The organism is Pseudomonas sp. DWP3-1-2 (assembly GCF_049896285.1).
Classification (GTDB): Bacteria; Pseudomonadota; Gammaproteobacteria; order Pseudomonadales; family Pseudomonadaceae; genus Aquipseudomonas.
On the sequence record NZ_JAFCTZ010000001.1, the window covers coordinates 1119880 to 1137607 of the forward strand.

Sequence of the window (17728 nt, forward strand, 5' to 3'; positions counted from 1 at the left end):
AGCAGGGGCCGGACGTCAGCGCAAACGGTTTTCGTCTATTTTGCCACGACAAAATGGACCCGGCCGTCAGCACGGAACCTCAGTCCGCAACGCTGAAAATGTTGTGAGCTACCCGATTCAACATGCGCCACCCACATGGATCGTCACCTCGCCAATGCGCGCTGGCGACATACAGGGAGCTCGAGCAACGCGAAGCAGCGATAGCGATGTGCCTGATTCACCGCCTTCGCGGCCGTCGTAACCTCCGAACGCTCCTACAAGAGATCGCGTCGGGTCAGCACGCCTGTAGGCGCTAAATTGTTGGCGAGATAATATTCAGAGTTCGCAGCCGCAACGCATCACCCACAAGCTGGCCCCTCCAGTCCAAACGCTGTTATTTAACTCGCCAGACAGCAGGCTCTACCGTAACGGCGCGGCGAACGGCAATCGCTTGACCAGGGCCTGGGCCAGGTAATGGGTGAACGCCGAGATCCGTTCCGGCAGATGCCGCCGTTGTTGATAAACCGCGTAGATATCGCCCTTGGGCGCCTGATAATCTTCCAGCACCGCTTGCAAGCGACCGCTTTCCAAGTGTTCCTGCACGTCCCAGCGTGAACGCAGAATCAGACCATGCCCCTCAAGCGCCAGACTCACTGCGACTTCGCCGTCGTTGCTGGACAAGGTGCCGCTGACCTTGTGAGTGTAGTCGACACCGTCCTTGTGGAAACGCCAGATCGCGTAGTCACTGCCGAACTGACGCAGAACGATGCAATTGTGTCGGGCCAGATCCGCCACCTGTTGCGGTGCCGGCATGCTTTGCAGATAACCCGGCGCCGCGCAGAGGATGCGTGGGTTTTCCAGCAGGCGAATGCCGATCAACCGCGAGTCGGGCGGTTCGCCCATGTTCACACCGATGTCGAACTGGTCGTCCAGCAGGCTCACCGGATGGCTGGTCAACTCCAGGGAAATCTCCAGTTGCGGATGCAGACGGGCGAAGCTGGACACCACGGGGGCCAGATGCCGCCGTCCGAACCCCAACGTGCCATTGATGCGCAGACGGCCCTGCAAGGTCGGCTGGCGACTGCTCAACGCGCTTTCCAGCTCTTCGAGCTGGCGCAGGATCGGCCGGCCACCGTTCAGGTACAACGTACCTTCGGGCGTCAGGGACAAGCGGCGGGTCGTGCGTTGCACCAGTTGCACGCCCAGGCGCTGTTCAAGCTGGCTCAAGCGTTTGCTCACCGCCGGTAACGACAACCCCAAATGATTGGCCACCTCTGTGAGGCTGCTGCGGTTAGCCACCTGCTGAAAGAACGCCAGATCGTCGATCATGGTCAAGGGATTGTTTCCTTAAATCTAAGAATGGCTTTCGTTCAGGGCCCATTATTCATTCCGCAACACTGCATACACTGAGTGGCCTGCCCCATCAATCCCTGGAGTCGAACCATGAGCAAGCCCCACTACAAAATTGCAGTGATCCCCGGCGACGGCATCGGCAAGGAAGTGATGCCCGAAGGCGTCCGCGTGCTGGACGTGATTGCAGAACGATACAACCTGGCACTGCAGTGGGACTGGTTCGATTTCGCCAGCGCCGATTACTACCTGGCCCACGGCAAGATGATGCCCGACGACTGGTTCGAGACTCTCAAGGGCTACGACGCCATCTATTTCGGCGCGGTGGGCTGGCCGGACGTGGTGCCGGACCATATCTCCCTGTGGGACTCGCTCTTGCAGTTCCGTCGCGAGTTCGATCAGTACGTCAACTTGCGCCCTTGCCGGTTGATGCCGGGCGTAAAAGCCCCCCTGGCCAACCGCAAGCCGGGCGACATCGATTTCTGGGTGGTACGTGAAAACACCGAAGGCGAATACTCCAGCGTCGGCGGCAAGATGTTTCCCGGTACCGACAGGGAAATCGTCCTTCAGGAAACCGTGATGACCCGCATTGGCGTGGACCGCATCCTGAAGTTCGCCTACGAGTTGGCCCAGAGCCGCCCGAAGAAGCACCTGACCTCCGCCACCAAGTCCAACGGCATCGCCATCACCATGCCCTACTGGGATGAGCGCGTGGTGGAAATGGGCAAGCACTACCCGGACGTCAACGTGGACAAGTACCACATCGATATCCTCACCGCGAACTTCGTCCTGCACCCGGACTGGTTCGATGTGGTGGTGGCCAGCAACCTGTTCGGTGACATCCTGTCCGACCTCGGCCCCGCCTGCACCGGCACCATCGGCATTGCGCCCTCGGCCAATATCAACCCGGAGCGCCGCTTTCCGAGCCTGTTCGAACCCGTGCACGGTTCAGCGCCAGACATCGCTGGCAAAGGCATCGCCAACCCGATCGGGCAGATCTGGTGCGGCGCCATGATGCTGGAACATCTGGGGCATCCTGAAGCCGGCGCGGCAGTGCTGGCGGCCATCGAAACCGTCCTGGCCCAAGGGCCGGAACACGCACCGCTAACCGCTGACATCGGCGGCAGCGGCAACACCGAGTCCTTGGGCAAGGCCATCGCGGCGGCCTGCGCACGCTAAAAATCGAAGCGTAATCTCCCGTTTGCCGGGCCGGAAACGGGGGATTGTTGCGCCTCGATCAGGCATCGTTGTCATTCACTTCAGTGCTGCGAGAACCACCATGACCCTGCTGTTCAAAATCGATGAAGCACGTGGCCAAGCCTGGAAAACGCTGTTCCGGCAACACGCGCCAGACATCGACGTGCGCCTGGAATCCGACGACGTAGACCCCGCGCAGGTACGTTATTTCGCCTCATGGGTCGCCCCGCAAGCGCTGCACCACACCTACCCCGGCCTGCAGGTGGTGTTCGCAACCTCGGCGGGCGTCGATCAATTCGATCTGAGTGAACTGCCGCCCCACATCGACGTTGTGCGCATGCTGGACCCCGGTATCGCTCAGGGCATCATCGAGTACGCCTGTTTTGCAGTGCTCAGCCTGCACCGGGATATCCCCCTGTACTTGCGTCAGCAGGATCAGCACCAATGGCAGCCTCGTCCGTTGGTTCCCGCCCGTCAACGTCGCGTCGGGGTCATGGGCCTGGGGAATCTCGGCGTCGCGGTGCTGAACAGCCTGCAACCCTTTGGCTTCCCGCTGAGCGGCTGGGCGCGTTCGGCCAAACAGATCGATGGCGTGCAGTGCTTCGCCGGACAGGATCAGCTCAAGGCGTTTCTGAACCAGTGCGACGTGCTGATCTGTCTGCTGCCACTGACTGATGATACTCGGGGCATTATCAATGCCGAGCTTTTGAACGCCTTGCCCCACGGCGCAAAGCTCATCAACCTCGGGCGCGGCGGGCATCTGGTGGAAGCCGATCTGCTTGACGCCCTGGCCTCAGGGCAGGTCGACGAGGCGATTCTGGACGTGCTCAATGACGAACCGCCGGGTCGGGACCATCCTTACTGGCAACATCCGAAAATCTGGCTGACCCCACATATCGGCGCCATGACCTCACCGCAGACCGCCTTCGAGGTGTTACTGGCCAATATCCGCCGCCATCAGCGCGGCGAGTTCATGCCAGGGACCATCGACCGTCGCGAAGGCTATTGACCGTCAGCGCCGCTCCTCACGAATGAACGGCTCACCCAGTGCGCCGGGCTGGCTGCCGGAGCTGGCGGCTGAGCCGCGTTGCGCCATGCCCACCCAGATCATCACCAATAGGGTCACCGCGTAAGGCGTCATGAGCACGAAGTATTGCGGCAGGCGAATGCCGGTGGTGGCCAATTGCGGGATCAAGGCTTCGATGCAACCGAACAGCACGGCGCCGGCCAGCGCCCGCCACGGATACCAGCGCGCGAAAATCACCAGGGACACGGCAATCCAGCCCCTGCCACCGGTCATGTCGGCAATCCACATCTTGGTGCTAAGCACGGAGATGTAACCGCCCGCCAGACCGATCAATGCTGCGCCCGCCATGATCGCCGCCAGTCGATAACCCAGAACCGAAATTCCGGCGGCATCGGCGGCCTGGGGGTTCTCCCCCACGGCCCGCAGGCGCAGCCCGTGCGTGCTGCGCGTAAGGAACCAGACCACGCCCGCAAAGATAATCGGCGTGAGATAGACCACAGGATTTTGCACGAAGACCTTGCCGATCAACGGCAGCTCGGAGAGCGGCCATAACGGCACCGCCGCCAGTCCGGTCACCGGGTGATTGGTCCACTCCAGCAAGGTGCCGAGCAACCCCGTCAACCCCTGGCAGAAGAACACCAGCGCAAGCCCCGCGATAACCTGATTGATGCGCATCACCAGCACCATCAGCGCGAACAGCAGCGACACCACGCTGCCAGCCAGCATCGCTGCCAGCAATGAAATCAGCGGCGTGCCAACGCTCAATTGCGCACCGATCGCCGCCAGTGCGCCCACCAGCATCAGGCCTTCGGCACCCAGCGCCAGCACCCCGGCGCGCTCGGTAAGGATCAAACCCAGCGCCGCCAGCGCGAAAGGCACGGCAAAGTCCGGTGAATTGCCCAACCAGTTGGCGATCATGTCCATCAGGATTCTCCGCCCTGTTCCGAGTCTTGAGAAAGCCGCCGCATGCGATGGCGAATGAAAAAATCCGAGGAAGCGACGCAGATCACCAGAATCGCCTGAATCAGCTGCACCATGGAAAAAGGTATCTGGTAGAACACCTGCAGGCTGCGCCCCGCCACGAACAACAATGCCACCAGCAAAGCAACGATAGTGGCCGCCAGCGGGTTGTTACGCGCCAGAAAGGCGATGAGGATTCCCGAGAAGCCGTAGCCTTGATAGAACGTCTGCGTCAGCCGCCCTTCCTGCCCCGCCGTGACGATGAACCCGGCGATGCCCGCCAGGGCCCCGGACAGCAGCACCGTGCCGATGATCATCTTGCGCACCGGTACGCCCACGGCACTGGCCACGCGAGGATTGGCATCGACGAAGCGCAGGTACAGCCCCGCGCGGGAGATGCCGATGAACCACAGGGCCAACAGCGTCACCAGCCCGGCCAGCAGGATCGCGGCGTTATAGCCGTCGAACAGGTCCGGCAGACGTTCGAAGCTGCGAAACGCCGGTGAGTACGGAAAGTTGTCCCGGGGGTCTTTCCAGCTGCCATACAGCAAGTGCAGAAGAAAATTGGCGGCGATGTAGTTGAGCATCAAGGTCGAAATGATCTCGTTGACCTTGAGGCGTAACTTGAGCAGGACCGGCGTCAGCGCCCACAGCACGCCGCCCGTCATCGCGGCAGCCAGCATCAGCGGCAGGCGCAAACCCGGCGGACCGACCTCGAACAAGGAGATGGCTGTTGCGCCAATGCCACCCCAGATCATCTGGCCTTCCAGCCCCAGGTTCCAGAACCGCGCCCGAAACGCCATGCACCCGGCAAGCCCGACCAGAATCATCGGTGCGGCCTGGAACAACACGGCCTTGAAGTTCTGCGGGTCCAGAACGGTCAGCACCACAAACTCGTTCAGCAATTGGTCGGCAGGCACTCCCGCACCCACCAGAATCGCTGCGGATATCGCCAGACCGAACGCCAGCGCCAACGCGATGATCAACGCCTGCCAGTACCAGCCCAGTTGCTGGCGGATTTCCAGGGCATAACGCCGCGCCAACAGGGGTTGACGACGTGGCGCAGGACTTGGGGTGGAATGCAGCGACACGTCAGTCATGACTCACCATGGCCTTGCCAATCGCCTGCCGATCGGCAGGGCGCTCAAATTCCGCGACAATACGGCCGCTGTTCATGACGCCGATGCGGTCAGCCAGCGCCAACACTTCGTCGAGGTCTTCGCTGATGACCAACACCGCCGCGCCAGCATCCCGGGCCGCGCGCAATCGACCGTGGACCGCCGCCGTGGCACGGGCGTCCAGACCGCGACTGGGGCTGTGGACCAGCACCAATTGCGGGTCGCGGCTGAACTCCCGGGCAATCACCAACTTCTGGGCATTGCCGCCGGACAGCAACGCGGCTTTCTGTTGCAGCGAACGCACACCCTGAACATCGAAAGCACTGACGGCCTGGGCGGCGTCCTGCTCCAACTGCTTGCGGCGCAGGCGCAGGAACGAGCCGTAACGGCCGCTGTGAATCTGGCCGATACCGAAGTTCTCCGCCACCGACAGCGAACCGGCCAGCGCCGCGCCGTAACGGTCGGCAGGAATCGACGCGATGCGCAGGTCCCGGCGCCGCTCGGGCGAAGCCAGACGCAAATCCCCGAACCCCTGCAGGAGCATTTCCCCTTGAGTCGGTTGCGGCAGGCCCATCAGCGCATTGGCCAGTTCGCTCTGGCCGTTGCCGCCGACGCCCGCAATGCCGTAGATCTGCCCCGCATGCAGGGTCATGTTCACCCCGGCCAACGGGCCTTGCCCGGCCACCGAACTCAGGTTGCGCACCACCAGACGCGCTTCACCCGCCGTTGCCATTGGGTATTGCCGGACCGGTGCCGACTCCCCCACCGTCAGGCGCACCAACTGCTCGACACTGACGCCTTGCGGATCAAGGGTTTCCACGGTCCGCCCGCCGCGCATGACCGTTACCTGGTCGGCGTAACGTTTGACGTCAGACATCTTGTGCGTCACCAGAATCACCGCCGCACCTTGTCGGGCGAACGACTGCACCGTGCTCAGCAGCCCTTCAGCCTCCTGATCGGTCAAGACTGCCGTTGGCTCGTCCAGAATCAGGATTCGTGCGCCCGCCAGCAGCACCTTGAGAATTTCCACCCGCTGTTGCTCGGCAATCGACAGCGTCTCAATGGTATGGCGCGGGTCAATGGCGAAGCCCAGTTCCCCTGCCTTGGCGCTGATCAGCTGCTCCAGAGCATGCAAACGCTTGCGGTAGCTGCCCTGCCCCGGCGAAGACGGCAGGCCCAGCAGAATGTTCTGGGCGACCGTGAACGGCCGCACCAGTTTGAAATGTTGATGGACCATGCCGATACGATGACGGCTGGCATCCTTGGGGCCGTTAAGCCGCACCAAATTGTCATCAATAAACAGCGATCCACTCTCCGGTGCGTACAAGCCCGCCGCAATGTTCATCAACGATGATTTGCCAGCGCCGTTCTCCCCCAGCAGCGCATGCACTTGCCCCCATCTGGCGGTGAAGTGGGCATCACTGAGGGCCTTGAAGCCATCGAAGGTCTTGTTGATACCGATGAGTTGGATCGCGCTTGCCTGGCTCATTGCTGGGAAGCCACCCCTTTGACGAACCAGTCCATTTTCCACAGGTCGGCGTCGGACATGAACGTACCCGCCGGGATACGCTCTTTGCCATCGCGGTCGCTCATGGGGCCGCTGTAAATGATCTTTTCCCCGCTCATCAACGCTTCACGGGCCAGTTCGATCTTTTTCCTGTTCTCCGCCGAAATGCGGTCGCCAGCGGTCAGGGTGATGTCCGTCCCGCCCTGCTCCATGGACAACAGCGCGCCGTTGGGATTGGGGACCCAATTACCGGCCATGACTTTCTTCAATTCAGGCGCCAGGAACCGATCCCAGACCCAGACCGATGAACACACTGTGGCTTTGGGCGCAAACTCGCTCAGGTCACGATGGTGGCCAGTGCCAAGCACGCCACGCTCCTGAGCGACGATCTGCGGCGTCGGGCTGTCCACGTGCTGGCCGATGACGTCGGCGCCGTTGTCGATCAGCGCCATGGCAGCCGCGCGCTCCTTGACCGGGTCGTTCCAGGCGCCGGTGTAGATCACGTTGACCGTGGCGTTGGGGTTGATCTGTTGCGCGCCCAACTCAAACGCATTGACGGTCCAGTTCACCTGACCAAACGGGTTAGCCGCGACGAACCCGAGTTTGCCGGTCTTGGATGCAGCGCCTGCCGCCATGCCGCACAAGTACTGGCTTTCATAGGTGCGCCCGTAGAACGACTCCAGGTTGGGTGCATTAGTAGTGCCGGAACCGTTCAGGAACGCCACTTTCGGGTATTTTTTCGCCAGTTCCAGAAAGGTGTCGGAGTACCCGAACGCAGTGCCGATAATCACGTTCGCGCCACGGGAAATCAGGCGATCCACCACCGGCGTAATGGCCGCGGCGTTTTCCGGCACGCTTTCGACGTACTGGATTTTGGTGCCCAGCTCTTTCTCCAGTTTGACCCGCGACTCATCGAATGCCTGAGTCCAGCCGCCATCATTGCGGGGGCTGATATAGACCATGGCGATTGTTGCCGGCTTTTCCAGCGTCAAACCTTCAGCCATGGCCCCTGTGGCCAAGCCGAGCAGAACCGCTGCACCCAGGGTGTGCTTGAGAAATCTGTTGAGCATTTTGATCTTCCTGATGATTGGCGAACGAAAGGCAACACGAAGGCGAAGGCCCGCAGCATGAAAAGCTTCAGAGCATGAAATTGATGCGAAAGACGTTTTGTTCCGGGTCCAGCAGCACCGCCTGATACCAGTTGTAGTACGTCAGGTACGGCGCCTTGACCAGCGTCGCGCCACTGGCCAGCGCCAACGGCACAAGACGGTCCACTTCGGCCTGCCCGGGCACATCAATGTTGAGCAAAAACCTTACGCCGCTGCTCCCGGCGTACTCGCCAAGCCCCAGCAACTCGTAGGCTTGCAGCGCGTTGAAACCGATGCAGGACTTGCCGGTATCCAGGCCGCGAAAAATCGGCGAGCGAATCCCTTCGATTTCCGTAAAGCCGAACAGACGGGAATAGAAATCGCTGAGGGCCACGATGTCCCGGGCAAACACGTTGACGTAGGAAAGGGTATTCATCAGGCCACCTTGCTGCCGCCAAAAGTGGTCTGCTTGACGAACTTCGACAGCAGATGATCCCCTGACGTAACGGGCGCATGACGTGGTGTTTCACCTTCGGCCAGACAGCCGGGCAGGCATTGGATCAAGGCGTCGTAGTTGGGTTGATGGAAGAAGACCAGGGACTGGCGGCGATTGTCGGACTCGCTGTCAGCGGGCGGGTTGACCACGCGGTGCAGGGTGGAGATCCAGCGGTCGTTGGTCCACAGCATCATCAAATCACCGATATTGACGACAAAACCGTCCTCCACATAAGGCACGTCGACCCACTCGCCCAACTGGTTGCGCACCTGCAAACCGCCCAGCGCGCTGTCGGGACGAACAATGGTCATGCTGCCGTAATCAGTGTGGGCGCTGGCACGCATCTGCCCGGCTTCGACTTCGGTCTTGATGTCGGGATAACTCAAGGTGCGAAACATGCTGATATGCCGGTCGATGCGGTCGTCGAAAAAGTGCTCGTCCAGCTCCAGTGCCAGGGCAAACAGCCGCATCATCGAGCGCGCCAGCTCGCTCATGGCCGCAAAGTATTCGCGATAGGCCGCCTGAAAACCCGGCAACAGGCTCTCCGGCGGCCACACGTTGGGGGCGAAGTGCGGGCCGGCGACGGCGTTGTGATAGTAGTCCTCGTCCGGTACATCGCTGGGGCCAATGGAGAACGACTCTTTCAGATCCCCCGGCGCGCTTTCTTCCAGCGAATAGGACAAGCTTTCCTCGGCCACTGCGCTGTAACCGCGCACCATCTCCGGGCTGGGCCGATCAACCTTGCGCTTCTCGGCCAACGGCAAATCGAAGAACTGACGGGTCAGGCCAGACACTCGCTGGACCAGCTCGGCGGAGATCTGATGGTGAGTGATCACCAAAAACCCAATGTCTCTGCACGCCTGATTGACCGCTTTGGCAACCGCGGCCTTACCTTCCGGGCTGCCGGAAAAATACGGTGCGAGATCGATAATGGGGACCGATTGCAAGGTCATGCGACTACCACCTCTCTCGACTCGACATTGAACATGCACCGGTTGCCCGGCCTGCTTGTGCGAGGGAGAAAAGCAGTAACTGTGCCAGTCTTTAAATAGGCTGGTTTTTCAGAGGGTTAGTCATTTCACGTAAATAAATCGGATCAAATGGTCCGAAGCAGAGCACTTGGTTTGTGCGCAATGGCACGAAAAGCGGGCATGCATGTTGCCCTGGATCAATGATCAGAGGGCCTGCCCGCCTCGTATCAATCACGCCACACGCGGCCGAATGCCGTTGAGGATCAACCCTTGCAGGTTTTCCAGGGTTTGCGTGAAGAAGACCGGGTCTTCAAGGGTATGACCGGTGACGGCACTCACCTGTCGGGCGAAGTCGGCATAGTGCTGAGTGGTTGCCCACAGGGAGAAAATCAGATGGTGCGGCTCAACGGGCGCCAGCTTGCCGGCATCTATCCAGCCTTGAATCACCGCCACTTTGGCCTCCACGATCTCCCGCAGCGGCTGCTCCAGTTCGGCCAGCATCAGCGGCGCACCCTGAATGATTTCCAGGCAGAACAACCGCGATTCAGCCGGATGATCACGGGACAGTTCCAGCTTGACCCGGATGTAATCGCTGATCGCTTGTATCGGGTCCTGCTCGACGCTGAAACCACGCAAGGGTTTGAGCCAGACGTCCAGCAACTGACGCAGCACGCTGGTGTACAGCTCTTCCTTGCTGCTGAAGTAATAAAGCAGGTTGGTCTTGGAAACGTCCGCCATGCTCGCGACCTGATCCAGGCTGGTGCCATGCAGACCAAACCGGGAAAAAATCTCCAGGGCCGCTTCCAGAATCGCCGTTCGCTTGCCTTCGGTCAGGCGGGTACGGCGGTTGAGCGTGGAGGCGCTGGCGGACCGGGTGGTTTTGTCCTTCTTGGCCGTTTTGCCTTTGGCCGCAGCGACCTTGGGCTTGACCACGCGACTGCGCTTGAGGGGTTTGGGTGGCGCGGCTGGGGTTTCGTTATTCACATGGACGACCGTTTCGATATTGCGTACCGGGGCACTTTACCTTGCGAAGGCGATTCTGGGTAATTGCGCGTCGGCATTGAGGCGGGGTCATGGGTGGCGGATGCCGGTGTCGCTGATCCGTTTTTCGTATCTTCATCTGCTCCATCCTCGTGCGCCACGCACAAACCAAGTGCTCTAATCCAGACCAAATGGTCTGAACTAATCGAAAAATCCGCCTAACCTTATGTTTTAACAGGACTTGTAAAATTTGGCCTGCTTCATGCAAAAGCCATTGCGTATCGTGCTCCGACCTTCGGGCACTGCACTCATCGCTATGCATGCAAGAGGCCTTCTCATGGATATTGGAATCTTCATTCCCATTGGCAACAACGGCTGGCTCATTTCAAGCAATGCGCCGCAGTACATGCCGACCTTTGAATTGAACAAGGAAATCGTGCAGAAGGCCGAGTACTACGGCTTCGAGTTTGCGCTGTCGATGATCAAGCTGCGCGGGTTCGGCGGCAAGACCGAATTCTGGGAACATAACCTGGAGTCGTTCACGCTCATGGCCGGGCTCGCCGCTGTCACCCACCGCATCCATTTGTTCGCCACTGTGGCCACGCTGACGATTCCCCCGGCCATCGTGGCGCGGATGGCGTCGACCATTGATTCGATTTCCGGCGGGCGCTTCGGCGTCAATCTGGTCACCGGCTGGCAGAAACCGGAATACGAGCAAATGGGCATGTGGCCGGGGGATGAGTTCTTCTCTACCCGCTATGAGTATCTGGCCGAATACGCTCAGGTGCTTCGGGACCTGTGGAGCACCGGCCACTGCGACCTCCAGGGCAAGTACTTCACCATGAACGACTGCCGGGTCAGCCCAAGACCCCAGGTGCCCATGAAGCTCATCTGTGCCGGGCAGAGTGAAGCCGGCATGGCGTTTTCCTCTCAGTACGCCGACTACAACTTCTGCTTTGGCAAGGGCGTCAACACGCCAACGGCCTACGCCCCGACGGCTGCGAAGCTGATTGAAGCCAACGAAAAAACCGGACGCAACGTCACGTCCTGCCCGCTGTTCATGATCATTGCCGACGACACCGACGAAGCCGCCCGCGCCCGCTGGGAGCACATCAAGGCAGGCGCCGATGAGGAGGCCATTGCCTGGCTCAGCGAAAAAGGCGCGGCAGACAAGAGCCCCGGTTCGAACATGCGGCAGATGGCCGACCCGACCTCGGCGGTGAATATCAACATGGGCACATTGGTGGGGTCATGGGCCAGCGTGGCACGGATGCTCGATGAAGTCGCGACGGTGCCCGGGACTCAGGGCGTGATGCTGACCTTCGATGATTTCGTGAAGGGCATTGACGACTTCGGCCAAAAGATCCAGCCGCTGATGACCAGCCGCGAGCACATCAACCCACTGCAGGAATCTGCCTGATGAGTGCACCCGAACACACCTGCGGTTATCAACCACCACACCCCAGGTCGCCCGCGCGGCAACTGCCCGCCCGTCCTGAAGCGCTGAGCATGAAGCCCGGTGAGACGGCGTTGATTGTGGTGGACATGCAGAACGCTTATTCCACACCGGGTGGCTATCTGGACCTCGCCGGGTTCGATATCAGCGGTACAGGGCCGGTCATCGCCAACATTCAAAAAGCGCTGGTGACGGCAAGGTCGGCCGGGATGCCGGTGATTTTCTTCCAGAACGGTTGGGACCCGGATTACGTCGAAGCCGGTGGCCCCGGTTCGCCCAACTGGCATAAATCCAATGCCCTGAAAACCATGCGCAAGCGCCCGGAACTGCAAGGCAAGCTGCTGGCCAAGGGTGGCTGGGATTATCAGTTGGTGGACGAATTGCAGCCACAACCCGGCGACATCGTGGTGCCCAAAACACGCTACAGCGGTTTCTTCAATACCCACTTCGACAGCCTGTTGCGCAGTCGTGGAATCCGCAATCTGGTGTTCACCGGCATCGCCACCAATGTGTGCGTCGAATCGACCCTGCGCGATGGTTTCTTCCTGGAATACTTCGGCGTGGTGCTGGCCGATGCGACCCATCAGGCCGGGCCTGATTTTGCGCAGCAGGCCGCGCTGTTCAACATCGAAACGTTTTTTGGCTGGGTCTCCAGCGTCGAAGATTTTTGCACCACTTTCAGCCCTCAGACCGCCGACCTCTGAAGGCGGCCCATCAAGGAGTTTCATCATGCCCAAGAAGTCCATCATCCCGGCTGGCACCAGCAAACCCATTGCACCGTTTGTCCCTGGTTCCATGGCCAACGGTGTGCTCTACGTCTCCGGCACCCTGCCCTTCGACAAGGACAACAACGTGGTGCATGTGGGAGATGCCACAGCCCAGACCCGCCATGTGCTGGAAACCATCAAAACCGTCGTCGAAACCGCTGGCGGCACCCTGGACGACGTGACCTTCAACATGATCATGATTCGTGACTGGGCGGACTACGCCAAGGTCAACGCGGTGTACGCCGAATACTTCGCGGGGGAGAAACCGGCACGTTATTGCATCCAGTGCGGCCTGGTGAAACCCGAGGCCTTGATTGAAATCGCCAGCATCGCGCACATCGGCTGAACCCATAACGAAGCGGTCGCACGAACGTCCGCGCTGGAGTCTTGCATGCACTACGAAATTCTTGGCTGTCAGGCACCGGACACGCCCACTCTGGTGTTGAGCTCTGGCCTGGGCGGTTCGGCCCGCTTCTGGGCGCCACAGCTACCGGCACTCGCCGAACATTATCGGGTTGTGGTTTACGACCAGGCCGGAACCGGTCGCAGCCCGGCCAGGCTCGCCGAGGGGTACACCATCGCAAACATGGCGGGCGAACTCCTGGAAATGCTTGATGAACTGGGCATCCAACAGTGCCATTTCATGGGGCATGCGCTGGGTGGTCTGGTGGGCCTGGAACTGGCCCTGCAACGCCCAAATCTGTTGCAAAGCATGGTGTTGATCAACGCCTGGAGCAGCCCGAATCCGCACAGCGATCGGTGCTTCGCCGTGCGCAAAAACCTGCTGCGCGACAGTGGGCCGGCCGCCTACGTTCAAGCGCAGGCGCTGTTTCTGTATCCCGCCGACTGGATCGCCGCTCACAGTGCGCAGTTGGCGGAGGATGAGGCCCACGCCCTGGCCCATTTCCCGGAAACCGACAACCTGTTGCGACGCATCGCCGCCCTGCAAGCCTTCAATGTCGAAGACCGGCTGGAGCAGATCAAGACGCCCACCCTGCTGATCGCCAATCGCGACGACATGCTCGTGCCCTGGCAGCGTTCGCAGCATCTGGCAGACAAGCTGTACAGCGCGCAACTGGCATTGCTCGACTACGGCGGTCACGCCTCCAGTGTCAGCGACGTAGAGCCGTTCAATCGCGTAGTTCTTGATTACCTGGCCCGCCAGGCCTGAGGGGAGAAACTCACATGCATGTATCTGAACGACCTATTGCCGATCAAGGGCTGATGCCCATTGCACAGCAGGATTTTCGCGACGCCATGGCGGGCGTCGCCGCCGCTGTCAACGTCATTACCACCGATGGCCCCCACGGCCGTTTCGGCTTTACCGCCACGGCAGTCTGCAGCGTGACGGATTCGCCGCCCACGTTGCTGGTTTGCCTGAACCGTTCGGCATCGGTGCATCCGGCGCTTACCGCCCACGCCACCTTGTGCATCAATACCCTGACCAGCGAACAACGTGAGCTGTCCAATCTGTTCGGTGGCAAGACGCCCATGGCGGAACGTTTCGCGGCCGCTCAATGGTCTCAATGGGTGACCGGCGCACCCGTGCTGGAAGGCGCAGCCGCCTCCTTTGATTGCCGGGTCAGCCAGACCGTAAGCGTCGGCACCCACGACATTTTGTTTTGCGAAGTAGTGGCGCTGCGTCGGCAGAACGAAGCGGCGGCACTGGTCTATTTCAATCGCAGCTATCACGGCCTGCCTTTCGCCATGCCCGGAAGCCGCTAACGAATCAATTCATTCGAATGCCATTTATAAACTAACGAAACCTAACGAATGCCTTGTAAAATTACGAGTCAATGTCGTATTGCCATCTATTAGCACGCTATTTCAGGTTCAATGCCGATCATCGGAAGAGCCGAATTTTCCAAATCATGAGGACTCCATCTATCGACGACATCAACAATAGAGGGATGCAGGCATGCATCATTCCAGGCACTATCGAATCGACTACTTACTGCATGGGAACTACAAAAGCTTTTACGTTTGTGCTCCTTTAATGGATAACGCCGCGGCCTGGAATTGGGCCGCTGTCGATGCGGGGTTCGGACAAATCCCTAAGTATCGTATGGATAAAATCCCCATTATCAGTAAACCCAAAGCTGAGCAATTTGGCCTGAGCGACGTTCAGTGGACTGAATCATGAGGCGGACTTGAAATGCGCCATGGCTTATTGAGCAAGTGCTTTCAAACGAGCCTCCAGCGCTGTTTCGAAGAATAGATGCAGGCTGTCTATTCCACTGTGATCCAATGCCGCTGCGGCCTCCAGCCCCAACACGAAACCGTCGGCACGCGCGCCGGACTTGACCGCCTGGATCATGGAGTTTGCCTGTTCGATCTGGTTAAGCAGGCGCACGACCTGACGCTTGACGGGCTCAGTGAGAGTCAGTGTTTCGATGAGCATGTGTTCGGCTTCTCAATAATCATTTGAATAATGCTACCGACGGGCGTTGCCCGTCGGGGTCCGTGATTACGAAATAACAACAAGTAGAAAGTTTTCCGTGCCGGCATTCAGGAAGACGAACGGCAGTCAAGCGCAGTGAGTGCATTGTCGGCGCCTGTGTTTCTCACAACTTGGGCGACGGCCTTTGCGCCCTGTTGCTTACATTCCGCAAGCCTCGGCGTTTGCCCAGGCTTGCGCACTGTCCGATCTATTGCTTGCGTCCGGAAGCCTGAACCCTGGATGGATTAGCTGGCAGAGACACCGCATAGGCTAACGCCTCTTGTCGGGAGCCGAAAGACCCTAACCGATCTTCTTTAGTGCAGACAGTCCATGGACCGTTATTGACGTTGATGACTTGATAGCCGTTTATTTGCATCTTCGAGAACATGGGCGTGCTCATACAGACACCTCCATTTCGTTGAGACTTAGGGGTTTGCCTGCCTACCTTACACCCCGGCGCCATGGACTCACGTGCCTTACGTCGCATCACGGTATTCCCTTGAGCGCCGTGCCCGGACCTGCCTGCGCCCCTACCACGCGAGCCCGTCAAGAACGCCAGAACACCGCCGATTGCCGAAATCTGATATGCGCTCTCCGCGAGCCCACGATTGCCGAGTCCGACAAGCACAAGGAAATGTCCGGGTTCTTGCCGGTATCGCCAAGAGCCACCCCTCCTACGTCTTTGCGGCTTACGGCGTGGCGAATGGCAGCTATGCCTTAAGCTGCCTTCGTTGAATCGTCTCAAGTTCGCCTTCATCCTGAACTGCCCTATCCAGACTTTTGGGTGTTTTCATGGGCAAATATTCAGCACAGTTCAAACGCAAACCTATCCTCCATCGGGCTGGCTTCAGCCGGAAATGGGTGTTCACCTCGTGGGACCGGCTTCAGCCGGGAAGAGGCCAAGGTGTTCGCTGCATCTGCATCGCCTGAAATACCCCTTCCCGGCTAAGGCCGGTCCCACGGGGTCAGGAATGTTGTGCGAACGCCTACAGAACACGGCCGCGAGCCGCCTGACAAGACCGTCCAACTTTTGGGGGTCAGTTCATCCCGCAGGTCGACCCCCATGAGCGTCGAGCAACGCCCACCACGAGTAAAAACAAAAAGCTGGCATCCCTGGGAAAGCGGATGCCAGCTTCTCACTGCCTCAAACAGACCTTAGAAATACTTCAACCAGGCAATGTCCTTGCGCCGTGCCTTGAAGCTGGCAAATACCCGTACTGCCGGGAACAGCCCAACCGCCAGCAACACCGAACACAACCACACCGCCCCTACCGAGTCGAACCCGAAATACTCGCCATGATTCGCGCCCCAGATCGACAACGCGATCAGGTAGAGGATTTTCAACACGTACAGATGCAGCAGGTAAAAGAACATCGGAGCCGCGCCGAACACCAGCAGTGGTTTCATCCAGCCACGCCCTGCGGCCCGCTCGAACCAGACCAGCAGCAACAGACCGAGGCCCAGCGTCAGGCTCAGGAACAGCAGCGACGGCGGGTATTTGGTGATGTTGAAAAAACTCATGACCGTCTGCACCCTGGTTTCGCCGAACAGCCAAGGCTTCTCGCCGTAACCATTGATCAGACGCAGGACGAAAAACAACACCAGGGCCCCGGCGCCACATGCAATCAGTTTGTTCTGGCGCTGGCTGGCATCGGCTCCGGCTGCAAACCACGGCCCTGCCGCATAGCCCAGGGCGATCACGCCGATCCACGGCAGCACGGGATAAGAGGTGCGCAGACGCATGCCCTCGAACGGTTGCAGCCAGCCGCGATCATGAAGAATCGCCCAGGGCACATGCATGGCGGACTCTTTCGCGAAATGCAAAGAATCCAGCAGGTTATGCCCGGCGATGATCACCAACCCCAACGTCACCAGCGCCCAGCGTGGCAGGACGATCAACACCGCCAGCGCGACCATGCTCAGGCCAATCGCCCAGATGACCTGAAGATAGACAGTGTTGGGCGGAAACTGGAAGGTCCAGGCGAAATTCACCAGGGTGAACTCCAGCACGATCAGGAACAGACCCCGCTTGAACAAAAAGCCGGAAACCCCGGCCTTACCGTAGCGTTCGCCATACAAAAACGCCGACAGGCCGGTAAGAAAGATAAACAGCGGCGCGCACAGATGCGCCAGGGTACGGCTCAGGAACAACGCAGGTGGCGTGTTGGCCACGTCCATTGGATCAGAAACCTGAAGGTGCAGAAGAAAGGTCTCTCGCACATGATCCAGGAGCATGAACAGGATGATCAGGCCACGCAATGCGTCGATGGACTGCAGGCGCGTGGACGCCAACGGCTTCGGGATAGGGGTCGTCATGGAGCACTCATCGTCAAGGGATTTCAGTCGCCAGACCTGTTTACCTTTGGGTTTGGCGTGGTACGGCGGGATGCA

The 17728-nt window shown here is 59.7% G+C and carries 19 protein-coding genes; 8 read left to right on the top strand and 11 right to left on the bottom strand.

Translation table 11 applies throughout. The annotated features are described in order from the left end of the window. Positions 1 to 399 precede the first annotated feature (399 nt). A complete protein-coding gene (locus ACP7B0_RS05250) occupies positions 400 to 1314 on the bottom strand; it encodes a LysR substrate-binding domain-containing protein (protein ID WP_426139904.1) in 915 nt (304 codons plus the stop codon). 108 nt (positions 1315 to 1422) lie between these two features. On the opposite strand from ACP7B0_RS05250, the gene ACP7B0_RS05255 reads away from it, so the two are divergent. Together ACP7B0_RS05255 and ACP7B0_RS05260 are read left to right on the top strand one after the other, a co-directional pair. Next, a complete protein-coding gene (locus ACP7B0_RS05255; protein ID WP_426139905.1) occupies positions 1423 to 2508 on the top strand; it encodes a tartrate dehydrogenase in 1086 nt (361 codons plus the stop codon). 100 nt (positions 2509 to 2608) lie between these two features. Continuing rightward, positions 2609 to 3535, top strand: a complete 927-nt coding sequence (locus ACP7B0_RS05260) for a 2-hydroxyacid dehydrogenase (RefSeq protein WP_426139906.1) — start codon at positions 2609 to 2611, stop codon at positions 3533 to 3535. 3 nt (positions 3536 to 3538) lie between these two features. Here the strand turns inward: ACP7B0_RS05260 and ACP7B0_RS05265 are convergent, their stop codons facing one another. The 7 genes from ACP7B0_RS05265 to rutR all read right to left on the bottom strand — a co-directional run bounded on the left by ACP7B0_RS05265 (position 3539) and on the right by rutR (position 10677). Continuing rightward, positions 3539 to 4477: an ABC transporter permease gene (locus tag ACP7B0_RS05265; RefSeq protein ID WP_426139908.1), complete on the bottom strand. Its 939-nt coding sequence runs from the start codon at positions 4475 to 4477 to the stop codon at positions 3539 to 3541. Then, positions 4477 to 5613, bottom strand: a complete 1137-nt coding sequence (locus tag ACP7B0_RS05270) for an ABC transporter permease (RefSeq protein WP_426139909.1) — start codon at positions 5611 to 5613, stop codon at positions 4477 to 4479. The genes ACP7B0_RS05265 and ACP7B0_RS05270 overlap by 1 nt, the downstream gene beginning before the upstream one ends. Beyond that, positions 5606 to 7120, bottom strand: coding sequence for an ABC transporter ATP-binding protein (locus tag ACP7B0_RS05275; protein WP_426139911.1), 1515 nt, complete (start codon positions 7118 to 7120; stop codon positions 5606 to 5608). Before ACP7B0_RS05275 ends, ACP7B0_RS05270 begins: the two co-directional genes overlap by 8 nt. After that, complete coding sequence (locus tag ACP7B0_RS05280) at positions 7117 to 8208, bottom strand: BMP family ABC transporter substrate-binding protein (RefSeq protein WP_426139912.1); 1092 nt, start codon at positions 8206 to 8208, stop codon at positions 7117 to 7119. The genes ACP7B0_RS05275 and ACP7B0_RS05280 overlap by 4 nt, the downstream gene beginning before the upstream one ends. 67 nt (positions 8209 to 8275) lie before the next feature. Then, the gene (locus tag ACP7B0_RS05285; RefSeq protein ID WP_426139913.1) at positions 8276 to 8662 is read right to left on the bottom strand and encodes a glyoxalase; all 387 of its coding nucleotides are present in this window, start codon (positions 8660 to 8662) and stop codon (positions 8276 to 8278) included. Next, a complete protein-coding gene (locus ACP7B0_RS05290) occupies positions 8662 to 9675 on the bottom strand; it encodes an isopenicillin N synthase family dioxygenase (protein WP_426139914.1) in 1014 nt (337 codons plus the stop codon). Before ACP7B0_RS05290 ends, ACP7B0_RS05285 begins: the two co-directional genes overlap by 1 nt. 249 nt (positions 9676 to 9924) lie before the next feature. After that, a complete protein-coding gene (gene rutR, locus ACP7B0_RS05295; RefSeq protein ID WP_426139915.1) occupies positions 9925 to 10677 on the bottom strand; it encodes an HTH-type transcriptional regulator RutR in 753 nt (250 codons plus the stop codon). 334 nt (positions 10678 to 11011) lie between these two features. On the opposite strand from rutR, the gene rutA reads away from it, so the two are divergent. The 6 genes from rutA (at position 11012) to ACP7B0_RS05325 (ending at position 15040) form a co-directional block, all read left to right on the top strand. Continuing rightward, entirely contained in the window at positions 11012 to 12094 is a 1083-nt protein-coding gene (gene rutA / locus ACP7B0_RS05300; protein WP_426139916.1) for a pyrimidine utilization protein A, read from the top strand. Next, the gene (rutB, locus tag ACP7B0_RS05305; RefSeq protein WP_426139917.1) at positions 12094 to 12834 is read left to right on the top strand and encodes a pyrimidine utilization protein B; all 741 of its coding nucleotides are present in this window, start codon (positions 12094 to 12096) and stop codon (positions 12832 to 12834) included. Before rutA ends, rutB begins: the two co-directional genes overlap by 1 nt. A 25-nt stretch (positions 12835 to 12859) precedes the next feature. Further along, entirely contained in the window at positions 12860 to 13243 is a 384-nt protein-coding gene (rutC, locus tag ACP7B0_RS05310) for a pyrimidine utilization protein C (protein ID WP_426139918.1), read from the top strand. 45 nt (positions 13244 to 13288) lie between these two features. Further along, positions 13289 to 14068, top strand: a complete 780-nt coding sequence (gene rutD, locus ACP7B0_RS05315) for a pyrimidine utilization protein D (RefSeq protein ID WP_426139920.1) — start codon at positions 13289 to 13291, stop codon at positions 14066 to 14068. Positions 14069 to 14082: 14 nt separating this feature from the next. Continuing rightward, positions 14083 to 14622, top strand: coding sequence for an NADH-dependent FMN reductase RutF (gene rutF, locus ACP7B0_RS05320; RefSeq protein ID WP_426139921.1), 540 nt, complete (start codon positions 14083 to 14085; stop codon positions 14620 to 14622). Between the two features lie 193 nt (positions 14623 to 14815). Next, on the top strand, positions 14816 to 15040 hold the full coding sequence (locus ACP7B0_RS05325) for a DUF6555 family protein (RefSeq protein WP_426139922.1): 225 nt from the start codon (positions 14816 to 14818) through the stop codon (positions 15038 to 15040). A gap of 24 nt (positions 15041 to 15064) precedes the next feature. Here ACP7B0_RS05325 and ACP7B0_RS05330 read toward each other — a convergent pair whose 3' ends face one another. From ACP7B0_RS05330 to ACP7B0_RS05340, 3 genes are all read right to left on the bottom strand, one after another. After that, positions 15065 to 15298, bottom strand: coding sequence for a hypothetical protein (locus ACP7B0_RS05330; RefSeq protein ID WP_426139923.1), 234 nt, complete (start codon positions 15296 to 15298; stop codon positions 15065 to 15067). 247 nt (positions 15299 to 15545) lie between these two features. Beyond that, a complete protein-coding gene (locus tag ACP7B0_RS05335; protein WP_426139925.1) occupies positions 15546 to 15737 on the bottom strand; it encodes a DUF2188 domain-containing protein in 192 nt (63 codons plus the stop codon). 755 nt (positions 15738 to 16492) lie between these two features. Then, positions 16493 to 17653 (bottom strand): DUF1624 domain-containing protein, encoded by a 1161-nt coding sequence (locus ACP7B0_RS05340; RefSeq protein WP_426139926.1) that lies wholly within the window; start codon positions 17651 to 17653, stop codon positions 16493 to 16495. Positions 17654 to 17728 lie beyond the last annotated feature (75 nt).

What these genes read in the sequence shown, in the direction of transcription:
- ACP7B0_RS05290 (WP_426139914.1), bottom strand. Translation starts at nt 9,675, where the DNA reads ATGACCTTGCAATCGGTCCCCATTATCGATCTCGCACCGTATTTTTCC.
- ACP7B0_RS05265 (WP_426139908.1), bottom strand. Translation starts at nt 4,477, where the DNA reads ATGGACATGATCGCCAACTGGTTGGGCAATTCACCGGACTTTGCCGTG.
- ACP7B0_RS05260 (WP_426139906.1), top strand. Translation starts at nt 2,609, where the DNA reads ATGACCCTGCTGTTCAAAATCGATGAAGCACGTGGCCAAGCCTGGAAA.
- ACP7B0_RS05280 (WP_426139912.1), bottom strand. Translation starts at nt 8,208, where the DNA reads ATGCTCAACAGATTTCTCAAGCACACCCTGGGTGCAGCGGTTCTGCTC.
- rutD (WP_426139920.1), top strand. Translation starts at nt 13,289, where the DNA reads ATGCACTACGAAATTCTTGGCTGTCAGGCACCGGACACGCCCACTCTG.
- ACP7B0_RS05335 (WP_426139925.1), bottom strand. Translation starts at nt 15,737, where the DNA reads ATGAGCACGCCCATGTTCTCGAAGATGCAAATAAACGGCTATCAAGTC.
- ACP7B0_RS05330 (WP_426139923.1), bottom strand. Translation starts at nt 15,298, where the DNA reads ATGCTCATCGAAACACTGACTCTCACTGAGCCCGTCAAGCGTCAGGTC.
- ACP7B0_RS05325 (WP_426139922.1), top strand. Translation starts at nt 14,816, where the DNA reads ATGCATCATTCCAGGCACTATCGAATCGACTACTTACTGCATGGGAAC.
- rutC (WP_426139918.1), top strand. Translation starts at nt 12,860, where the DNA reads ATGCCCAAGAAGTCCATCATCCCGGCTGGCACCAGCAAACCCATTGCA.
- rutA (WP_426139916.1), top strand. Translation starts at nt 11,012, where the DNA reads ATGGATATTGGAATCTTCATTCCCATTGGCAACAACGGCTGGCTCATT.
- ACP7B0_RS05340 (WP_426139926.1), bottom strand. Translation starts at nt 17,653, where the DNA reads ATGACGACCCCTATCCCGAAGCCGTTGGCGTCCACGCGCCTGCAGTCC.
- ACP7B0_RS05270 (WP_426139909.1), bottom strand. Translation starts at nt 5,613, where the DNA reads ATGACTGACGTGTCGCTGCATTCCACCCCAAGTCCTGCGCCACGTCGT.
- ACP7B0_RS05255 (WP_426139905.1), top strand. Translation starts at nt 1,423, where the DNA reads ATGAGCAAGCCCCACTACAAAATTGCAGTGATCCCCGGCGACGGCATC.
- rutB (WP_426139917.1), top strand. Translation starts at nt 12,094, where the DNA reads ATGAGTGCACCCGAACACACCTGCGGTTATCAACCACCACACCCCAGG.
- rutF (WP_426139921.1), top strand. Translation starts at nt 14,083, where the DNA reads ATGCATGTATCTGAACGACCTATTGCCGATCAAGGGCTGATGCCCATT.
- ACP7B0_RS05275 (WP_426139911.1), bottom strand. Translation starts at nt 7,120, where the DNA reads ATGAGCCAGGCAAGCGCGATCCAACTCATCGGTATCAACAAGACCTTC.
- ACP7B0_RS05285 (WP_426139913.1), bottom strand. Translation starts at nt 8,662, where the DNA reads ATGAATACCCTTTCCTACGTCAACGTGTTTGCCCGGGACATCGTGGCC.